At 43.3% G+C, this 15,048-nt stretch carries 12 protein-coding genes; 9 read left to right on the top strand and 3 right to left on the bottom strand.

Annotated features, from left to right (window positions below):
• Positions 1-59: 59 nt before the first annotated feature.
• On the bottom strand, positions 60-395 hold the full coding sequence (locus IGI84_RS13520) for a DUF3899 domain-containing protein (RefSeq protein WP_194195224.1): 336 nt from the start codon (positions 393-395) through the stop codon (positions 60-62).
• Between the two features lie 84 nt (positions 396-479).
• Between IGI84_RS13520 and opp3b the strand changes: the two genes are divergently transcribed.
• Genes opp3b through IGI84_RS13495 form a run of 5 tightly spaced genes read left to right on the top strand, consistent with a single transcriptional unit; the run spans position 480 to position 5,498 of the window.
• Complete coding sequence (opp3b, locus tag IGI84_RS13515) at positions 480-1,421, top strand: oligopeptide ABC transporter permease (protein ID WP_005227991.1); 942 nt, start codon at positions 480-482, stop codon at positions 1,419-1,421.
• A complete protein-coding gene (locus tag IGI84_RS13510; RefSeq protein WP_005227994.1) occupies positions 1,421-2,464 on the top strand; it encodes an ABC transporter permease in 1,044 nt (347 codons plus the stop codon). The genes opp3b and IGI84_RS13510 overlap by 1 nt, the downstream gene beginning before the upstream one ends.
• Positions 2,464-3,516, top strand: a complete 1,053-nt coding sequence (locus tag IGI84_RS13505; RefSeq protein ID WP_216593164.1) for an ABC transporter ATP-binding protein — start codon at positions 2,464-2,466, stop codon at positions 3,514-3,516. The genes IGI84_RS13510 and IGI84_RS13505 overlap by 1 nt, the downstream gene beginning before the upstream one ends.
• Before the next feature lie 14 nt (positions 3,517-3,530).
• Positions 3,531-4,469, top strand: coding sequence for an ABC transporter ATP-binding protein (locus tag IGI84_RS13500; protein ID WP_005233685.1), 939 nt, complete (start codon positions 3,531-3,533; stop codon positions 4,467-4,469).
• Positions 4,470-4,499: 30 nt separating this feature from the next.
• Positions 4,500-5,498 carry an RNA-guided endonuclease TnpB family protein gene (locus IGI84_RS13495; RefSeq protein ID WP_081117774.1) on the top strand — a complete coding sequence of 333 codons (999 nt, stop codon included), beginning with the start codon at positions 4,500-4,502 and terminating at the stop codon, positions 5,496-5,498.
• 145 nt (positions 5,499-5,643) lie between these two features.
• On the opposite strand, the gene IGI84_RS13490 is transcribed toward IGI84_RS13495, so the two are convergent.
• Both IGI84_RS13490 and IGI84_RS13485 read right to left on the bottom strand, forming a co-directional pair.
• On the bottom strand, positions 5,644-6,474 hold the full coding sequence (locus tag IGI84_RS13490) for an NUDIX hydrolase (RefSeq protein WP_194195223.1): 831 nt from the start codon (positions 6,472-6,474) through the stop codon (positions 5,644-5,646).
• A gap of 50 nt (positions 6,475-6,524) precedes the next feature.
• Complete coding sequence (locus IGI84_RS13485; RefSeq protein ID WP_194195222.1) at positions 6,525-6,800, bottom strand: hypothetical protein; 276 nt, start codon at positions 6,798-6,800, stop codon at positions 6,525-6,527.
• A 356-nt stretch (positions 6,801-7,156) separates the two neighbouring features.
• Between IGI84_RS13485 and metG the strand changes: the two genes are divergently transcribed.
• The 4 genes from metG to abc-f all read left to right on the top strand — a co-directional run bounded on the left by metG (position 7,157) and on the right by abc-f (position 14,699).
• Positions 7,157-9,163, top strand: coding sequence for a methionine--tRNA ligase (gene metG / locus IGI84_RS13480; RefSeq protein WP_194195221.1), 2,007 nt, complete (start codon positions 7,157-7,159; stop codon positions 9,161-9,163).
• Positions 9,164-9,425: 262 nt separating this feature from the next.
• Entirely contained in the window at positions 9,426-12,104 is a 2,679-nt protein-coding gene (locus IGI84_RS13475; protein WP_194195220.1) for a cation-translocating P-type ATPase, read from the top strand.
• Between the two features lie 169 nt (positions 12,105-12,273).
• Positions 12,274-12,702, top strand: a complete 429-nt coding sequence (locus tag IGI84_RS13470) for a hypothetical protein (RefSeq protein ID WP_005228008.1) — start codon at positions 12,274-12,276, stop codon at positions 12,700-12,702.
• Positions 12,703-13,196: 494 nt separating this feature from the next.
• A complete protein-coding gene (gene abc-f, locus IGI84_RS13465; RefSeq protein WP_430600451.1) occupies positions 13,197-14,699 on the top strand; it encodes a ribosomal protection-like ABC-F family protein in 1,503 nt (500 codons plus the stop codon).
• Positions 14,700-15,048: the final 349 nt, after the last annotated feature.

Genomic DNA, 15,048 nt, shown 5'->3' with positions numbered 1-15,048 from the left:
CAATTTCTTGTCTCAGCCTTTTGCTTCTCATTTCAACGAGTAAAAATATAAGAATGAAATTAACTAGTAGCAATCATTAAAAAGAGCAATGAAAGGAATAACAAGAAGACACCAGGCCATAACCAAAAGGCGTAACTCTGTTTGCCAACTTGGGATAATTTCAGATAATCTGTTTTATTTTTGGAAAAAGCTTTCTTCATGGAATATTGAAAACGGTCAAAGAAACCAGAAGCAAATACCCATAAAAAACCGCCAATGATCAAAAAGAACAGCGCCCACAAGAAAAGGGCATCTGAAAGAGCTGCTATGGAAAATTCATTTTTTATGGCTAACCATCCGCCAGAAATTGCGAGGCATAGGAGGGGTATGAGCCCACTACTTTTTTTTATTTTCATGATCTGACTCCTTTTTAATGATTCGTACTATGTTAATTTACATAATTATTGAATAGAAGTCAAAATACTTAAGGGGGAAACTGCGTGAACAGCTTTTTGAAATATTTATTGAAACGAGTGTTCTACATGGTCTTAACGTTATGGCTGATTGCCACGATCACCTTTTTCTTGATGCAATTTTTGCCAGGAACACCATATACGAATGCTGAAAAATTAAGTCCAGAACAAATTGCCTTGCTAAATGAGCAAGCAGGATTGGACAAACCGATCATTACCCAATATTGGCTTTATTTGACCAATCTACTAAAAGGTGACTTTGGGATCTCTTTCCAATTTAAAAACCAGCCAGTAGCGAATTTACTATCAGGAAGAATCGGACCTTCACTGCAACTAGGGCTACAAGCGATCATCTTTGGTACCTTCTTTGGGATCATTTTAGGAACGATCTCTGCGATGAAGCAAAATACTTGGATCGATACAACGTCTACCTTAGTGGCGATCTTAGGGCGTTCGATCCCTAACTTTGTCTTTGCCGTTTTGCTGCAATACATTTTTGCCATCAAACTAGGGATCTTGCCGATTGCTAAGTGGGAGACCTTTGCTAGCACGATCCTACCGACCGTCGCCTTAGCGATGTCGCCGTTAGCGGATTCCGCCAGGTTTATTCGAACCGAGATGGTGGAAGTGCTGCATAGTGATTATGTCGAGTTGGCACGAGCAAAAGGATTGAGCCGCTGGGAAATTGCCTTCAAGCACGGTTTGCGGAATAGTTTGATTCCGTTATTGACGTTGTTAGGACCGCTAGCTGTCGGTTTGATGACGGGTTCTCTTGTCGTAGAAAATATTTTTGCGATCCCAGGTATCGGTGAACAGTTCGTAAAATCAATCATGACCAATGACTATCCAACGATCATGGCGGTAACAATTCTTTATTCCGCGATGTTGGTCTTTGTGATTCTTGTTGTTGATATTTTATATGGAATCGTTGATCCGCGGATCCGAGTTTCAGAAGGGAGTCGTGGCTAATGGCAGAGAAACCTTACACAGCAAATGATGTTGCTGCCATCGATGCAGCCAAATTTCAACCGTTACAAAAAAATACCAATGAAGAGCGTGAAGCGATCGCAACCCCTTCATTAACCTTTTTCCAAGATTCATGGCGTCGTTTGAAAAAGAACAAAGCCGCGGTTTTCTCAATCATTTTGTTGCTGATCATTATTGCGATCTCAATCATTACGATTTTTGTCTCGCCACATGATCCAACTGCACAAAATGTGACCTTTACGAATCTGCCGCCGAAAATTCCCGGTATCAACATCAATGGCTTAAACGGCTATGCGATGGTGGGAGGCGAGCTAGTAGATAAGTATGCAGCTGCCAATGTTCCTGACGGGACGTATTTCCTTTTAGGAACGGATGGATTAGGTCGTGACTTATTGAGTCGTTTATTTGTAGGAACACGTATCTCCTTATTGATTGCGTTTATCGCAGCGATGCTAGATATCATCTTTGGTGTAACCTATGGCTTGATCTCTGGTCTTTTAGGTGGACGGATCGATAATGTGATGCAACGTTTCTTAGAGATCTTATCTGGTATTCCCAACTTAGTGGTAATGATCTTGATGCTGGTAGTTTTCGAACCAGGGATCTTCTCGATCGTGGCAGCAATGGCGATCACTAACTGGATTCCAATGGCGCGGATCGTACGGGCCCAAACAATGAAACTAAAAGATCAGGAATTCGTTTTAGCCGCAACGACACTGGGGGAAAGTCGTCTCAAGATTGCGATGAAACACGTATTACCAAATATTTCCAGCGTGATCATCGTACAAATGATGTTCAGTATTCCCTCGGCGATTTTCTTCGAGGCCTTCCTAAGCTTTATCGGGCTAGGACTAAAACCACCTTCAGCATCTTTAGGGATGTTACTAAGCGATGGCTACAAAACCTTCTTGTTCCTGCCTTACCAAATGTGGGTGCCGGCTGTGACCTTGTCTGTGATTATGATTGGGTTCAACTTGCTGGCAGACGGTTTGCGTGATGCCTTTGATCCGAAAATGAAAGAGTGATTGCGATGAAAAAAGTCTTAGAAGTGAAAAACTTAGAAATTTCTTTTGACACCTTTGCTGGGAAAGTCCAAGCGATCCGTGATGTCAGTTTCGATCTATACAAAGGAGAAACCTTGGCGATCGTGGGCGAATCCGGGAGCGGCAAGTCCGTGACAACCCGTAGTATCATGGGGTTGTTAGCCAGCAATGCCAATGTCGATAATGGCCAGATCCTCTTCAATGGGACGGACATTTTGAAAAAATCCGAAAAAGAACTGCAAAAAATCCGTGGCAAGGAAATCGCCATGATTTTCCAAGATCCAATGACTTCACTAGACCCAACGATGCCGATTGGTAAGCAAGTGGCAGAGTCATTGATGAAGCACAACAAAATCAGTAAAAAAGAAGGCTTGCGACAAGCGTTGGAATTACTGAACCTTGTCGGTATCCCGAATGCTGAGAAACGCTTGAAAAATTATCCGCATCAATTTTCCGGTGGTCAGCGGCAGCGGATCGTTATTGCGATCGCGTTGATCTGCTACCCACAGATCTTGATTGCAGATGAACCGACGACTGCATTGGATGTAACGATCCAAGCACAGATCTTAGAGTTATTAAAAGATATTCAGAAGAAAATCAATTCGTCCATCGTCTTTATTACCCATGACTTAGGGGTCGTTGCCAATGTGGCTGACCGAGTAGCCGTGATGTATGGTGGGAAAATCGTCGAAGTGGGGACCGCAGAAGAAATCTTCTACAACCCGCAACATCCGTATACTTGGGGCTTGTTAGGCTCGATGCCGACGTTAGAAGGGACAGGCGATCGGTTGTACGCGATTCCTGGTTCACCACCGGATCTGTTGGACCCGCCAACAGGGGACGCTTTTTATCCACGAAACGAATTTGCTTTGCAGATCGATGCAGAACAGCAACCACCGTTCTTTGATGTTTCACCGACTCACAAAGCAGCAACGTGGCTGTTAGCGCCGCAAGCACCGAAGGTAACTCCGCCGGATGAGATCTTGATTCGCTGGAAAAAATTCCAAGAAAAAAATACTCAGGCATCTGTCTAAAGGAGGAGAAACGGTTGGAAAAAGTTTTACTTGAAGTAAAGAATCTTAAACAATATTTTAACGTTGGCCGCAAAGACGAAGTCAAAGCCGTCGATGATATCTCCTTCCAAATCTATGAAGGAGAAACCTTTGGTCTAGTAGGCGAATCCGGAAGTGGAAAATCGACCACTGGACGGACGGTGATTCGTTTGAATAACCCTACCGGAGGCGAAGTTCTTTTTGATGGACAAGATGTTATGAAAATCAAAGGCAAGAAACCGCTGGCTGATTTTCGTCGGGAAGTCCAAATGGTCTTCCAAGATCCTTATGCCTCCTTGAATCCCCGGATGAAAGTTCGGGACATTATTGCTGAAGGAATCGATATCAACGGATTAGCCAAAAATGAAAAAGAACGCAATGATCGGGTGGATGAACTTTTGCGAACGGTCGGACTCAACCCAAGTCACGGGACCCGTTATCCCCATGAATTTTCAGGGGGACAACGTCAACGGATCGGGATCGCCCGCGCGTTAGCCGTCGATCCAAAATTCATTATCTGTGATGAACCGATCTCGGCATTGGATGTTTCGATCCAAGCCCAAGTCGTTAACTTGCTGCAAGATCTGCAAGAAGAGCATAAATTGACCTACTTGTTTATCGCTCATGACTTATCGATGGTCAAACACATCAGCGACCGGATCGGCGTGATGCACAACGGCAAACTACTAGAAGTGGGAACTAGTGATGAAATCTATCATTACGGGGTTCATCCATATACTGAAAGTCTGTTATCAGCGATTCCACTGCCAGATCCTGACCATGAGCGTCAACGTAAACGGATCAAATACGTCAGTGAACCAAACGATAACCAAGAACGAGCAATGGAAGAAATCGCACCAGGACATTTCGTTTATGCCACGAAACAAGAAGCCAAGATCTACCAAGAAAAGTTAGCACAAAAAAAGGGGAACTAGCGTCAAAGGTATAGGGAGTGTTAGGAGGAGATGAAACTGGGTGTTTTAAAAGCATACAAATTTCGGATCTATCCTAATGGACAGCAAAAACAGTTTTTCATCGAAACTTTCGGCTGTGTACGGTTTACGTACAATCAACTGCTGGAGGCGAAGATGGAAGAGCTGGCCAACAATGAAGCAAAGCAAGGGTTGACGCCAGCCAAACTAAAAAAGGAGTATCCTTTTTTGAAGGAGACCGATAGTTTGGCATTGGCGAATGCACAACGGAATCTGGATCGAGCGTTTCGAAATTACTTTCAAAAGCGGGCTGGCTTTCCAAAAATGAAAACCAAAAAAAGTATCTGGCAATCGTATACCACCAATAATCAGCAGCACACCATTTATTTTGAAGAGGATCAAATCAAGCTGCCAAAGCTTAAAACACTGGTTCCCGTAAAAAAGCATCGGGAGATCAAAGGGAAAATCAAATCGGCAACGATCTCAGCAAAAAACAACGAAGAGTTTTACATCTCGATCCTTTGTTTGGAAGAGATCACGCCACTCCCGAAACAGCAAGCGTCTATCGCGGTTGTTTATGATCCACAGCAGTTGGTCAAAGCCAACCAGCCGGTACCCATCACCTGTGAACATGCCATCCAAACGAAGCAAAAGCTGACACGAGCAGAACGCAAACTTCAGGTGAAAGCTACGGCGGTCAAACGGAAAAAAATCCTTTTGACTCAGGCACGAAATTATCAGAAGCTAAAAGGAAAGGTCGCTCGCCTTTATCGTTTTCACTGCTGTCAAAAGCGGGAATTCATCGATCAAGTCAGCTACCATCTCGTAAAACAGTATGATACGATCTATTTGGAACAAATCGCAGAAGATACGGTTTTAAAAGCTGGTCATTACAGCATCAGTGATTGGCATCAATTCGTTCGTAAAATCCAGTACAAAGCGCAGTGGTACGGTAAAGAACTGCGTTTTGTCACGTTGGATACGCAGGACCAACAGAAGCTAGAACGGCTCTCAGGCGAAATGAGTAGCTGAGCCACTTGAACTGGAAGGAACGCCAGGGATCGCCTAGGGTATAGAAAAAATCTTTAAGATTTTTGTTTCTAGGAACCACGTTCACTAATTATGATTAACCAGCAACCCCCTGCCAAACTAAGGTCTGACAGGGGGTTGTATTTTTTTACATTTTATCACCTAAAAATGCATCATTTAAGCGATAGATCTTTGAGGGACGCCCGATGCCGACGGGCTTTTCGCCAACTTCCGTAAAATATTGGAGCATGGATTTTTTGAAGTTGGAATGATCGATCATTTTAAAATCGATCCCTAAAAACTTGGCGAATACTTTACGGGCTTCCGTGATCGTAAAGTCTTTGCCTAACACAAGAAGCACTTGCGGCTCGTGTTCCATCTTGTTGGCAACCCGTTTGAAGGCTTTGAGAATGATCGCGCTGTGGTCAAAAGCCAACGTATCTTTTCCAACAGAGGCGCCAGTCACCAAGTCAAGAATGATCTCGATCTCACCGCTGGTCAAATAGATTTGATTGGCTTTTCTTTCCAGAGAGAACCAGCGCACTTGATTCGCATCGTCCCCAGCACTCAAAGGCTCTTCACCAATAAATGCCAAATAGCTGACGGTGATTACCCACCCACGCGGATCACGACCAGGGGTGCTGAAGGTATGCAGCTGTTCGATGTTTTGCTTGGAGATGGTGACCCCAATCTCTTCTTGGGTCTCACGGATTACACTTTGCCCCGTCGATTCATTGGGATTGACGAAGCCCCCTGGCAATGCCCAAGAATTCCGGAAAGGATGCCCTTTTCTTTGGATCAGCGCAATTTTGAGTTGTTCTTTTTCTTTGTTGTAACACATCAACACCATATCGACGGTTACGGAGGGTTTCTCGTATTTTGGCTGATCTTGTGCCTGATACCACGTAAGAAAGTCTGCTTCAGAAGCTTCTTTTTCAAAGTAGTGCTTTTCAGCTGATTTTGAGGTAAATTCTTTCATTGGTTTCTCCTGCCTTAGATAAAGTAAGTAACTGAGCGCGATGGTTTTCCTTAACGGAAAAAATAAGGAACGATCAAATTAATGAAAAACAATGCGAGATAAAGCCAAGAAGACCGAGGGTGTTCTTTGAGCGCTGAATAACCCCAATGAGCGATCCAGAGCAGAAAAGCTACCCGTAGGATTGCCAGCGCTGTCGCAAAAAGCGCCGCGTAATCATGGCTGTTGAAGTAAGCAAACAAAAAGGGGTAACCTGTGGTTGAAAAGAGCAAGTGCCCCACAGAAAGCACGGTTAAAAGCAAAAAATGCTGTTTGTTTTTTCGGGTCATAGCGTTCCTTTCTATAAGTGAAGTCTTCCTCATTATAGCAAAAGAAGTACCTGTTAATCAAAGAGAGATAAAACAGCTTTATTTCCTATGAGATTTGTTGTCAGGATCAGATTCTTCCCCTAGAACATTGAAGTGAACGGCTATCTGCGCTATGATAACTAGTAGAAAAGAAATACTCAAATCTGCTGGTTTATTTGCTGCGTTTTAAGGACCAAAACGATTCCTTTGCTTCTTTTAGAGCATGAAGAAAGGTCTTAGGTTGTCCGCTTTTTTGATTAAATTTATAGCATTTTTGGGTTGCGAACTGTATACTACCTAAGTATACACTTTACTAGTGAAAAGGAGGACTTGCGTCCATGGCTGAAAAAGAAACATTCTATATTACGACGCCAATTTATTATCCAAGCGGCAAGCTGCATATCGGGAATTCTTACACGACGATCGCTTGTGATGCGGTAGCACGATACAAACGATTGATGGGCTTTGATGTCTTTTATTTGACGGGTGTCGATGAGCACGGTCAAAAAATCGAGAAAAAAGCAGAAGAACTTGGCGTAGATCCGCAAGAATATGTCGACAAAATGGCAGCTGACGTCAAGAAATTATGGAACACACTAGACATCAGTTATGACAAATTTATCCGTACAACGGATGACTACCATAAAACAGCCGTTCAAAAAATCTTCCAGCAATTGCTTGATCAAGGCGATATCTATCTTGGAGAATACGAAGGCTGGTATTCCGTTTCTGATGAAGAATACTTTACCGAAACGCAACTAGCAGAAGTTTACCGCGATGAAGAGGGCAAAGTCATCGGCGGTAAAGCGCCAAGCGGTCATGAGGTAGAATTGGTGAAGGAATCTTCTTATTTCTTCCGCATGAGCAAATATGCCGATCGTTTGGTTGAATACTATGATGAACACCCAGAGTTCATTCAACCAGAATCACGTAAAAATGAAATGCTGAATAATTTCATCAAACCCGGCTTAGAAGACTTGGCTGTTTCCAGAACGACCTTTAAATGGGGCATCCCAGTCACTGCTAGTCCTGAACACGTGGTATATGTGTGGATCGATGCGTTATCCAACTATATTACGGCATTAGGCTATGGCTCAGACGACGATTCTTTGTTCCAAAAATACTGGCCAGCTGACGTGCATATGGTTGGGAAAGAAATCGTGCGTTTCCATACGATTTATTGGCCAATCATGCTGATGGCCCTAGACTTGCCATTACCGAAAAAAATCTTTGGCCATGGCTGGTTGATGATGAAAGACGGCAAGATGTCGAAATCAAAAGGCAATGTCGTTTATCCAGAAATGTTAGTGGAACGCTATAGCTTAGATGCGTTGCGTTACTATCTATTACGGGCGGTTCCTTTTGGTAGCGATGGTGTATTTACACCAGAAGATTTCGTCTCTCGTTTGAACTACGATCTAGCCAACGACTTAGGAAACTTGCTGAATCGGACGATCGCCATGATCAATAAATATTGTGATGGTTTAGTGCCGGACTATGCCTCAAAAGTGACACCTTTTGATAGCGAGTTGTCAACGACTGCTGCCAATGTGGTCGGTCGTTACCATGAAGCCATGGACAAAATGGAATTCAGTACGGCATTATCCGAAGTTTGGACATTGATTTCTCGCGCCAATAAATACATTGACGAAACCCAACCATGGGTGCTAGCCAAAGAAGAAGAAAAGCGCGCAGAATTAAATAGTGTGATGGTTCATTTGGCGGAAAGCTTACGCATCGTCGCAATCTTATTGCAACCGGTGATGACAGAAACACCAGCCAATATTTTCCAACAACTAGGGTTAGCTTCTGTTGCCATGGATCTGAAAGATTTACGCTTTGGTGAATTTCCAAGTGGCACGAAAGTCGTTGCCAAAGGCACACCGATTTTCCCTCGTTTGGAACTTGAAACAGAAGTAGGCTACATCCAAAAGAAAATGGCTGAAGGGACACAAAGTCCAGAAGAAACGGTGAAATGGGATCCAGAAGAAACCACACTGCAATCAGAGAAAGCCGAAATCAAATACGAAGACTTCGATAAGATCGAATTAAAAGTGGCAGAAGTCGTTGACTGTCAAAAAGTCAAAGGCGCCGACAAGCTGCTGCAATTCCGCTTAGCTGCTGGGGATGATCAAGATCGTCAAATTTTATCGGGGATCGCTGAATTTTATCCAGAACCACAAGATTTGATCGGCAAAAAAGTCGTGATCGTTGCCAACTTAAAACCACGGAAAATGCGGGGGCAAGTCAGCCAAGGAATGATCCTTTCGGCAGAAGACAATGATGGTCGTCTGCAAATCGTGGAAGCACCAAAAGGCATGCCAAACGGCTCGATCATCGCTTGATTTTTAGGAGAAATCCTTTGTTGAATTTCAGCGAAAATAAAATTGCCAGACCCGAAAAGTTTTTGTATAATGTAGGTTATTGATATGAACATGAGGGAGTAATTGGCGGATTTTATCTGCGGCAGTATCACCATCCTGAAAGAAATTTCTGGTGCTGTCTTAAACAGTGAGACTTATGTATGCTTAGACAGTGCATACATAAGTCTATTTTTTTTCATATCATGTACAATAAAGGAAGAGTAACTATAAAAGGAGGAGAAACATGTCAGAAGAAAATAAAAAGGAACAGCTTTCGCAGGCGTTTTATGCGCAAGAAGCGCAGCATGTTCTGGAAGAAATGCAAACAGATGCCAATGGATTAACGAACGATGAAGCGCAAAAACGCTTATCTGAGTATGGTCCCAACGAATTAGAAGAAGGCAAAAAGAAATCGATGGCACAAAAATTCTTTGAGCAATTCAAAGATTTGATGATCATCGTTTTGCTAGCGGCGGCGATTATCTCAGCAGTCGTTTCCCATGAAGTCGTGGACTCAATTATTATTTTAGCAGTTGTCATTATCAACGCGATCATGGGTGTTGTTCAAGAGGCAAAGGCAGAGCAGGCCATCGAAGCGCTAAGGGAAATGTCCACCCCAAATGCCAACGTCTTGCGTAATGGTCATACCGTCACCATCAAGAGCGATGAATTGGTTCCGGGGGATATTGTCCTATTAGAAGCTGGCGATGTCGTACCGGCGGATTTACGCCTCTTAGAAGCAAGTTCGTTAAAAATTGAAGAAGCCGCTTTGACCGGTGAATCCGTACCAGTCGAAAAAGAATTGACTGTCATCGACGGGACGGATGTCGGGATCGGCGATCGCGTCAATATGGCTTATTCAAACAGTAATGTGACCTATGGCCGCGGAAAAGGGGTCGTGGTCAATACAGGGATGGGAACTGAAGTTGGGAAAATCGCTGGCATGTTGGCTAGCGCCCAAGAAACCGAAACACCGTTGAAGCGTAACTTAAATGAACTAGGAAAATTCCTGACGATCGCCATCATTATCATTGCAGTGATCATGTTCTTTGTTGGAACGATCTTTAACAATACGTCATGGGTCGACATGCTATTGACTTCGATCTCATTAGCAGTAGCGGCGATCCCAGAAGGGCTGCCAGCGATCGTAACGATCATCTTAGCCTTAGGTACGCAAGTCATGGCGAAACGAAATGCAGTGATCCGTAAATTGCCTGCGGTTGAAACCCTTGGGGCAACCGATATTATCGCTTCTGATAAAACTGGTACTTTGACGTTGAATCAAATGACCGTGGAAAAATTGTTTGTCAATAACAAACAACATGCTGCTTCAGAAGATATTCCGTTAGACAACATGGCATTAAAAGTCATGAATTTTGCCAATGATACAAAATTTGGTGAAGAAGGCAACTTGATCGGTGATCCGACCGAAACTGCCTTGGTACAATTTGGGATGGATCAAGGATTCCATGTGCGGGATCTCGTCAATCAAGAACCACGGATAGCGGATCTGCCATTTGATTCTGACCGAAAACTAATGAGTACGATCCACCAACAAGAAGACGGACGCTATTTAGTTGCTGTCAAAGGTGCGCCGGATGTCTTGCTAGGCAGAACCTCCAAAGTGCTATTGGATGGCCAAGAGCTGCCAATGACCGATGAGGAAAAAGAAAAAATCTTATTCAACAATACCGATCTGGCAAAACAAGCGTTACGGGTATTGGGGATGGCCTACAAATACGTAGACCAAGTACCAGAAAACTTAGAATCAGAAATTGTCGAAAATGACCTCGTCTTTGCTGGCTTAGTCGGAATGATCGATCCAGAACGGGCAGAAGCAGCCGATGCGGTACGTTTAGCCAAAGAAGCTGGAATTCGTCCAATCATGATCACCGGAGACCACCGCGATACAGCTGAAGCCATTGCGGGACGTTTAGGGATCATCAAACCGGGCGATGATGATGCCGTCTTGACTGGTGCTGAACTCAATAAAATGAGCGATGAAGAGTTCGCTCAAAAAGTAGCCCACTATTCAGTCTATGCGCGGGTATCACCGGAACATAAAGTCCGCATCGTCAAAGCTTGGCAACAAGAAGGCAAAGTCGTTGCTATGACCGGTGACGGGGTCAACGATGCACCATCACTGAAGCAAGCCGATATTGGTGTCGGCATGGGGATCACAGGTACCGAAGTTTCTAAAGGTGCTTCTGATATGGTCCTAGCCGATGACAACTTTGCTACGATCGTCGTAGCAGTGGAAGAAGGACGAAAAGTCTTCTCCAATATTCAAAAAGCGATTCAATACTTGCTAGCCGCTAACCTAGGGGAAGTTTTGACCTTGTTCTTAGCAACCTTGTGGGGTTGGGACTCGCTATTGCCGATCCACTTGCTTTGGATCAACCTAGTAACGGATACCTTCCCAGCAATTGCCCTAGGAATGGAGCCTGCTGAAAAAGATTTAATGAAACATGCACCGCGGGGACGCAGTTCCAACTTCTTTTCTGGTGGTGTGATGAGTAGTATCATCTACCAAGGGATCTTAGAAGCGGCAACCGTGCTGTTCGTTTATTGGTCAGCGATCCAATGGCCCGTTCACAATATGTACGATGCGATCCATGCCGATGCCTTAACGATGGCTTTTGCCACGTTAGGATTGATGCAGTTGTTCCATGCCTTCAACGTCAAATCGATCCATCAGTCGCTCTTTAAAGTAGGGGCATTTAGAAACAAAGCCTTCAACTGGGCGATCCTGTTGTCCTTTGCGTTGATGCTAGTGATCTTCATCGTGCCAGGATTAAATGATATCTTCCGTGTTGCACACCTTGACTTGTATCAATGGGGCATCGTTTTAGGCGCCTCCTTTGCGATCATTCCAGTCGTTGAGATCGTCAAAGCGATCCAACGAGCAATGGGACGCAAATAAGCCAAAATAAACGAAAAAACAATCAATGGTCTGCTGTCCTTCTCCATGGGCAGCAGGCCTTTTTTGCTGGCTTATTTTCGATAAACCCTGTGTCTGTTTCTTGACCTTTTCATTTGCAGTAAGAAACGGTAAAATAGAAGATAATAACAAAGAAAGTAGGGAACCCACTGTGCGACCAAACTTAGGTTTTTATGTACAAACAATCAACGATCTTGTCAAAGAAACAGAAGCAATCGGGGAGAAAATGAATCCCAATTATGAAGAGATCCGCAAAGCGATTGACGAGAAAAAAGAAGCCGAGGTAACACCTGAGCGGCTAGCTGAGATTACCAGAATTTTTAAAGAAGGCACGGATAAATACCGCTTGATGCTGGAAAAAATCAGCAAATTGCGTCCACCAGCGAATGTGATGGGGATCCATAAAAAATTCGAGCGGGCGTATATGAAATATGTTGCCGGCTGTGATGAGATGATTTTGAGTCTGGATAACAAAATCGACCAAGAAGCCTTTGATGCGGCAGAAGCTAAGCAAGATGAAGCAACGGATGAAATTTCTTTTGCTATCCAACGGATGACCGCTTTATTGTTAAAAAAATGATAAACATTCAAGTTAAACAAGAGTTATTTAATTTAACTGTTATGTTTTTCACATGTAAAGTTTTTTTATCGGAGGTATAATGAATTCACAACCAACAACCTTTTTATTTTTCATTTTACTCCTTTTGCCATCAGGACTAACCAACCTGATGGTTTTTTTGTTTTTCAAGTGTTTTTTAATGAGACGTTTCCAGCGATAACGGGTTTAGTTTGTGAATAAAATAGAAAGATAAAGCAGCAGTGAGTACCGAACTTGCGCTTTTTTGTCGATCAATGCTATACTTAGGGCACTATTAAACGAAATGAGGGATCCTCCATTGAAAAATTAACCAATTTGTTGAAAGCTGCATGAAACTGTTCCTCCAAGGGGATAGTCTGCAGATTTTCAGGATTGGTTGACTTTTTCAATGGGGGATCTTTTTGTGTACCTCTAAAAACTGATTCTGAAAATAGCTTTAGTCTACTCTATTCCGTGAATAGAGACGAGGTATATTTATGTCGAATATCAGTATTAATCATTTAACTTTTGGCTTTGATAGCCAGGAACGGTTGCTTTTTGAGGATGCCAACTTGAACCTTGATACACAATGGAAATTAGGGTTGATTGGCAGAAATGGTCGCGGCAAAACGACCTTGCTGCGTCTGCTGCTCAATGAATTGCCTTATAGCGGCTCGATCACCCATGAGCAACAATTTGTTTATTTTCCCTTAACCGTCGCTGATGATCAGCAATTGACGCTTTTTGTTTTACTGGAATCTGGCGAATTTGAGCAGTGGCGTTTGGAGCGGGAATTGAACCTGCTGCAACTTGATCCAGAAGTGCTTTGGCGTCCCTTTGCGACTTTATCTGGCGGCGAGCAAACGAAAGTCCTATTGGCGCGGTTGTTCGTTGATGAAGAGAATTTTCCTTTGATCGATGAACCGACCAACCATTTGGATGTGACCGCTCGCCAACATGTTGCCCGCTATTTGCAGCAAAAAACCGGGTTTATCGTTGTGAGCCATGATCGACAGTTTGTCGATGAAGTCGTCGATCATGTATTGGCGATCGAAAAAAGCCGCTTGGTGTTGTACAAAGGGAATTATTCAGTCTATGAGCTGCAAAAGCAGCAAAAAGATGCCTATGAGCAAGAACAAAACAGCAAGTTGAAAAAAGAAATCGGGCGTTTGAAGCAGACAGCAGCCGAAAAAGCGGAGTGGTCCCGAGGACGCGAACGGGACAAATTAGGGTCGCCGACCAAAAAAGGCAGCGGGGCAGTCTATGATACGGGGGCGATCGGTGCCCGAGCGGCACGGACCATGAAGCACTCGAAAGCGATCGTTAAACGGATGGAAGATCAAATTCAAGACAAGTCTGCGTTGTTAAAAGACATTGAGTGGATCGATCCGCTGAAAATGACCCCACTGGTTAGCCATCATGACGTGTTGCTGGAAGCAGAGCATTTTCAGCTCGGCTATGAGCAGCCTTTGTTTAAACCGCTGACGTTTGCGATCCGTCAAAAAGAGCGCTTGGGGATTCAAGGGGCCAACGGATCTGGCAAGTCCAGTTTGATTGCGAGTATTTTAGGTACTTTCGATGGACAGCAGACAGGGACGATCAAAACAGCCCACGGGATCACTATTAGTTACGTCCGGCAAAATTATGAGGACAACCGTGGGATGCTGACAGAATTTGCCCAAGAGCATGGCTTGAATTATCAAGATCTGCTAAATAATTTAAAAAAACTTGGCTTGGAAAGAACTGTCTTTCAAACCCCGATCCAGCAAATGAGTATGGGGCAACGTAAACGCGTGGAGCTAGCCAAATCATTAGCAACACCAGCGGAATTGTTTATCTGGGATGAACCGCTGAATTATTTGGACGTCTTCAATCAGAAGCAATTAGAGGAAGTGATCCATTTGGTGGAGCCTTCTATGCTGATCATTGAACACGACCGTTATTTTCTTGAGCAAGTCTCAACGAAATTGCTGACGTTGACGATCGATGAAAAAGAATGAATAAAGGGAAAAAAGGACGATTGTTTTCTTAAATAAATCGTTCTTTTTTTGTTATTTTAAACGGGAATTTACTGGCAGGTTTAGTAAATAAATACTAAGGGTGCTTTTGATAAAAAAGAAGTGTAAAAATAGTGTTATTATACACAGCTGCGTATATTTGATAAAATTCATTCATTTTTTCATGAAAATTTTCGAAAAATGACGAAATGTTCGTGTTTAGTGGGTGCAATCCCCTTTGGGCTACTCATCGTTTTCTCATTATTAGGTAAATTAATTAAAAATTCTTTCATAATTCCCAATGATTTTTACAAAACATTTACAATAATAGTATCGAATAAAAACATTCGTT

It is taken from the genome of Enterococcus sp. DIV0008, from assembly GCF_050542615.1.
GTDB classification, from domain to species: domain Bacteria; phylum Bacillota; class Bacilli; order Lactobacillales; family Enterococcaceae; genus Enterococcus_D; species Enterococcus_D innesii.
The sequence above is the reverse complement of the archived record's forward strand: the minus strand, read 5'-3'. Positions and strand labels throughout refer to the sequence as shown.

Bases quoted from the DNA above. Each gene is read 5' to 3' on its own strand.
- IGI84_RS13520 (WP_194195224.1), bottom strand. From the start codon at position 395: ATGAAAATAAAAAAAAGTAGTGGGCTCATACCCCTCCTATGCCTCGCA.
- IGI84_RS13510 (WP_005227994.1), top strand. From the start codon at position 1,421: ATGGCAGAGAAACCTTACACAGCAAATGATGTTGCTGCCATCGATGCA.
- IGI84_RS13495 (WP_081117774.1), top strand. From the start codon at position 4,500: ATGAAACTGGGTGTTTTAAAAGCATACAAATTTCGGATCTATCCTAAT.
- IGI84_RS13490 (WP_194195223.1), bottom strand. From the start codon at position 6,474: ATGAAAGAATTTACCTCAAAATCAGCTGAAAAGCACTACTTTGAAAAA.
- IGI84_RS13485 (WP_194195222.1), bottom strand. From the start codon at position 6,800: ATGACCCGAAAAAACAAACAGCATTTTTTGCTTTTAACCGTGCTTTCT.
- metG (WP_194195221.1), top strand. From the start codon at position 7,157: ATGGCTGAAAAAGAAACATTCTATATTACGACGCCAATTTATTATCCA.
- IGI84_RS13475 (WP_194195220.1), top strand. From the start codon at position 9,426: ATGTCAGAAGAAAATAAAAAGGAACAGCTTTCGCAGGCGTTTTATGCG.
- abc-f (WP_430600451.1), top strand. From the start codon at position 13,197: ATGTCGAATATCAGTATTAATCATTTAACTTTTGGCTTTGATAGCCAG.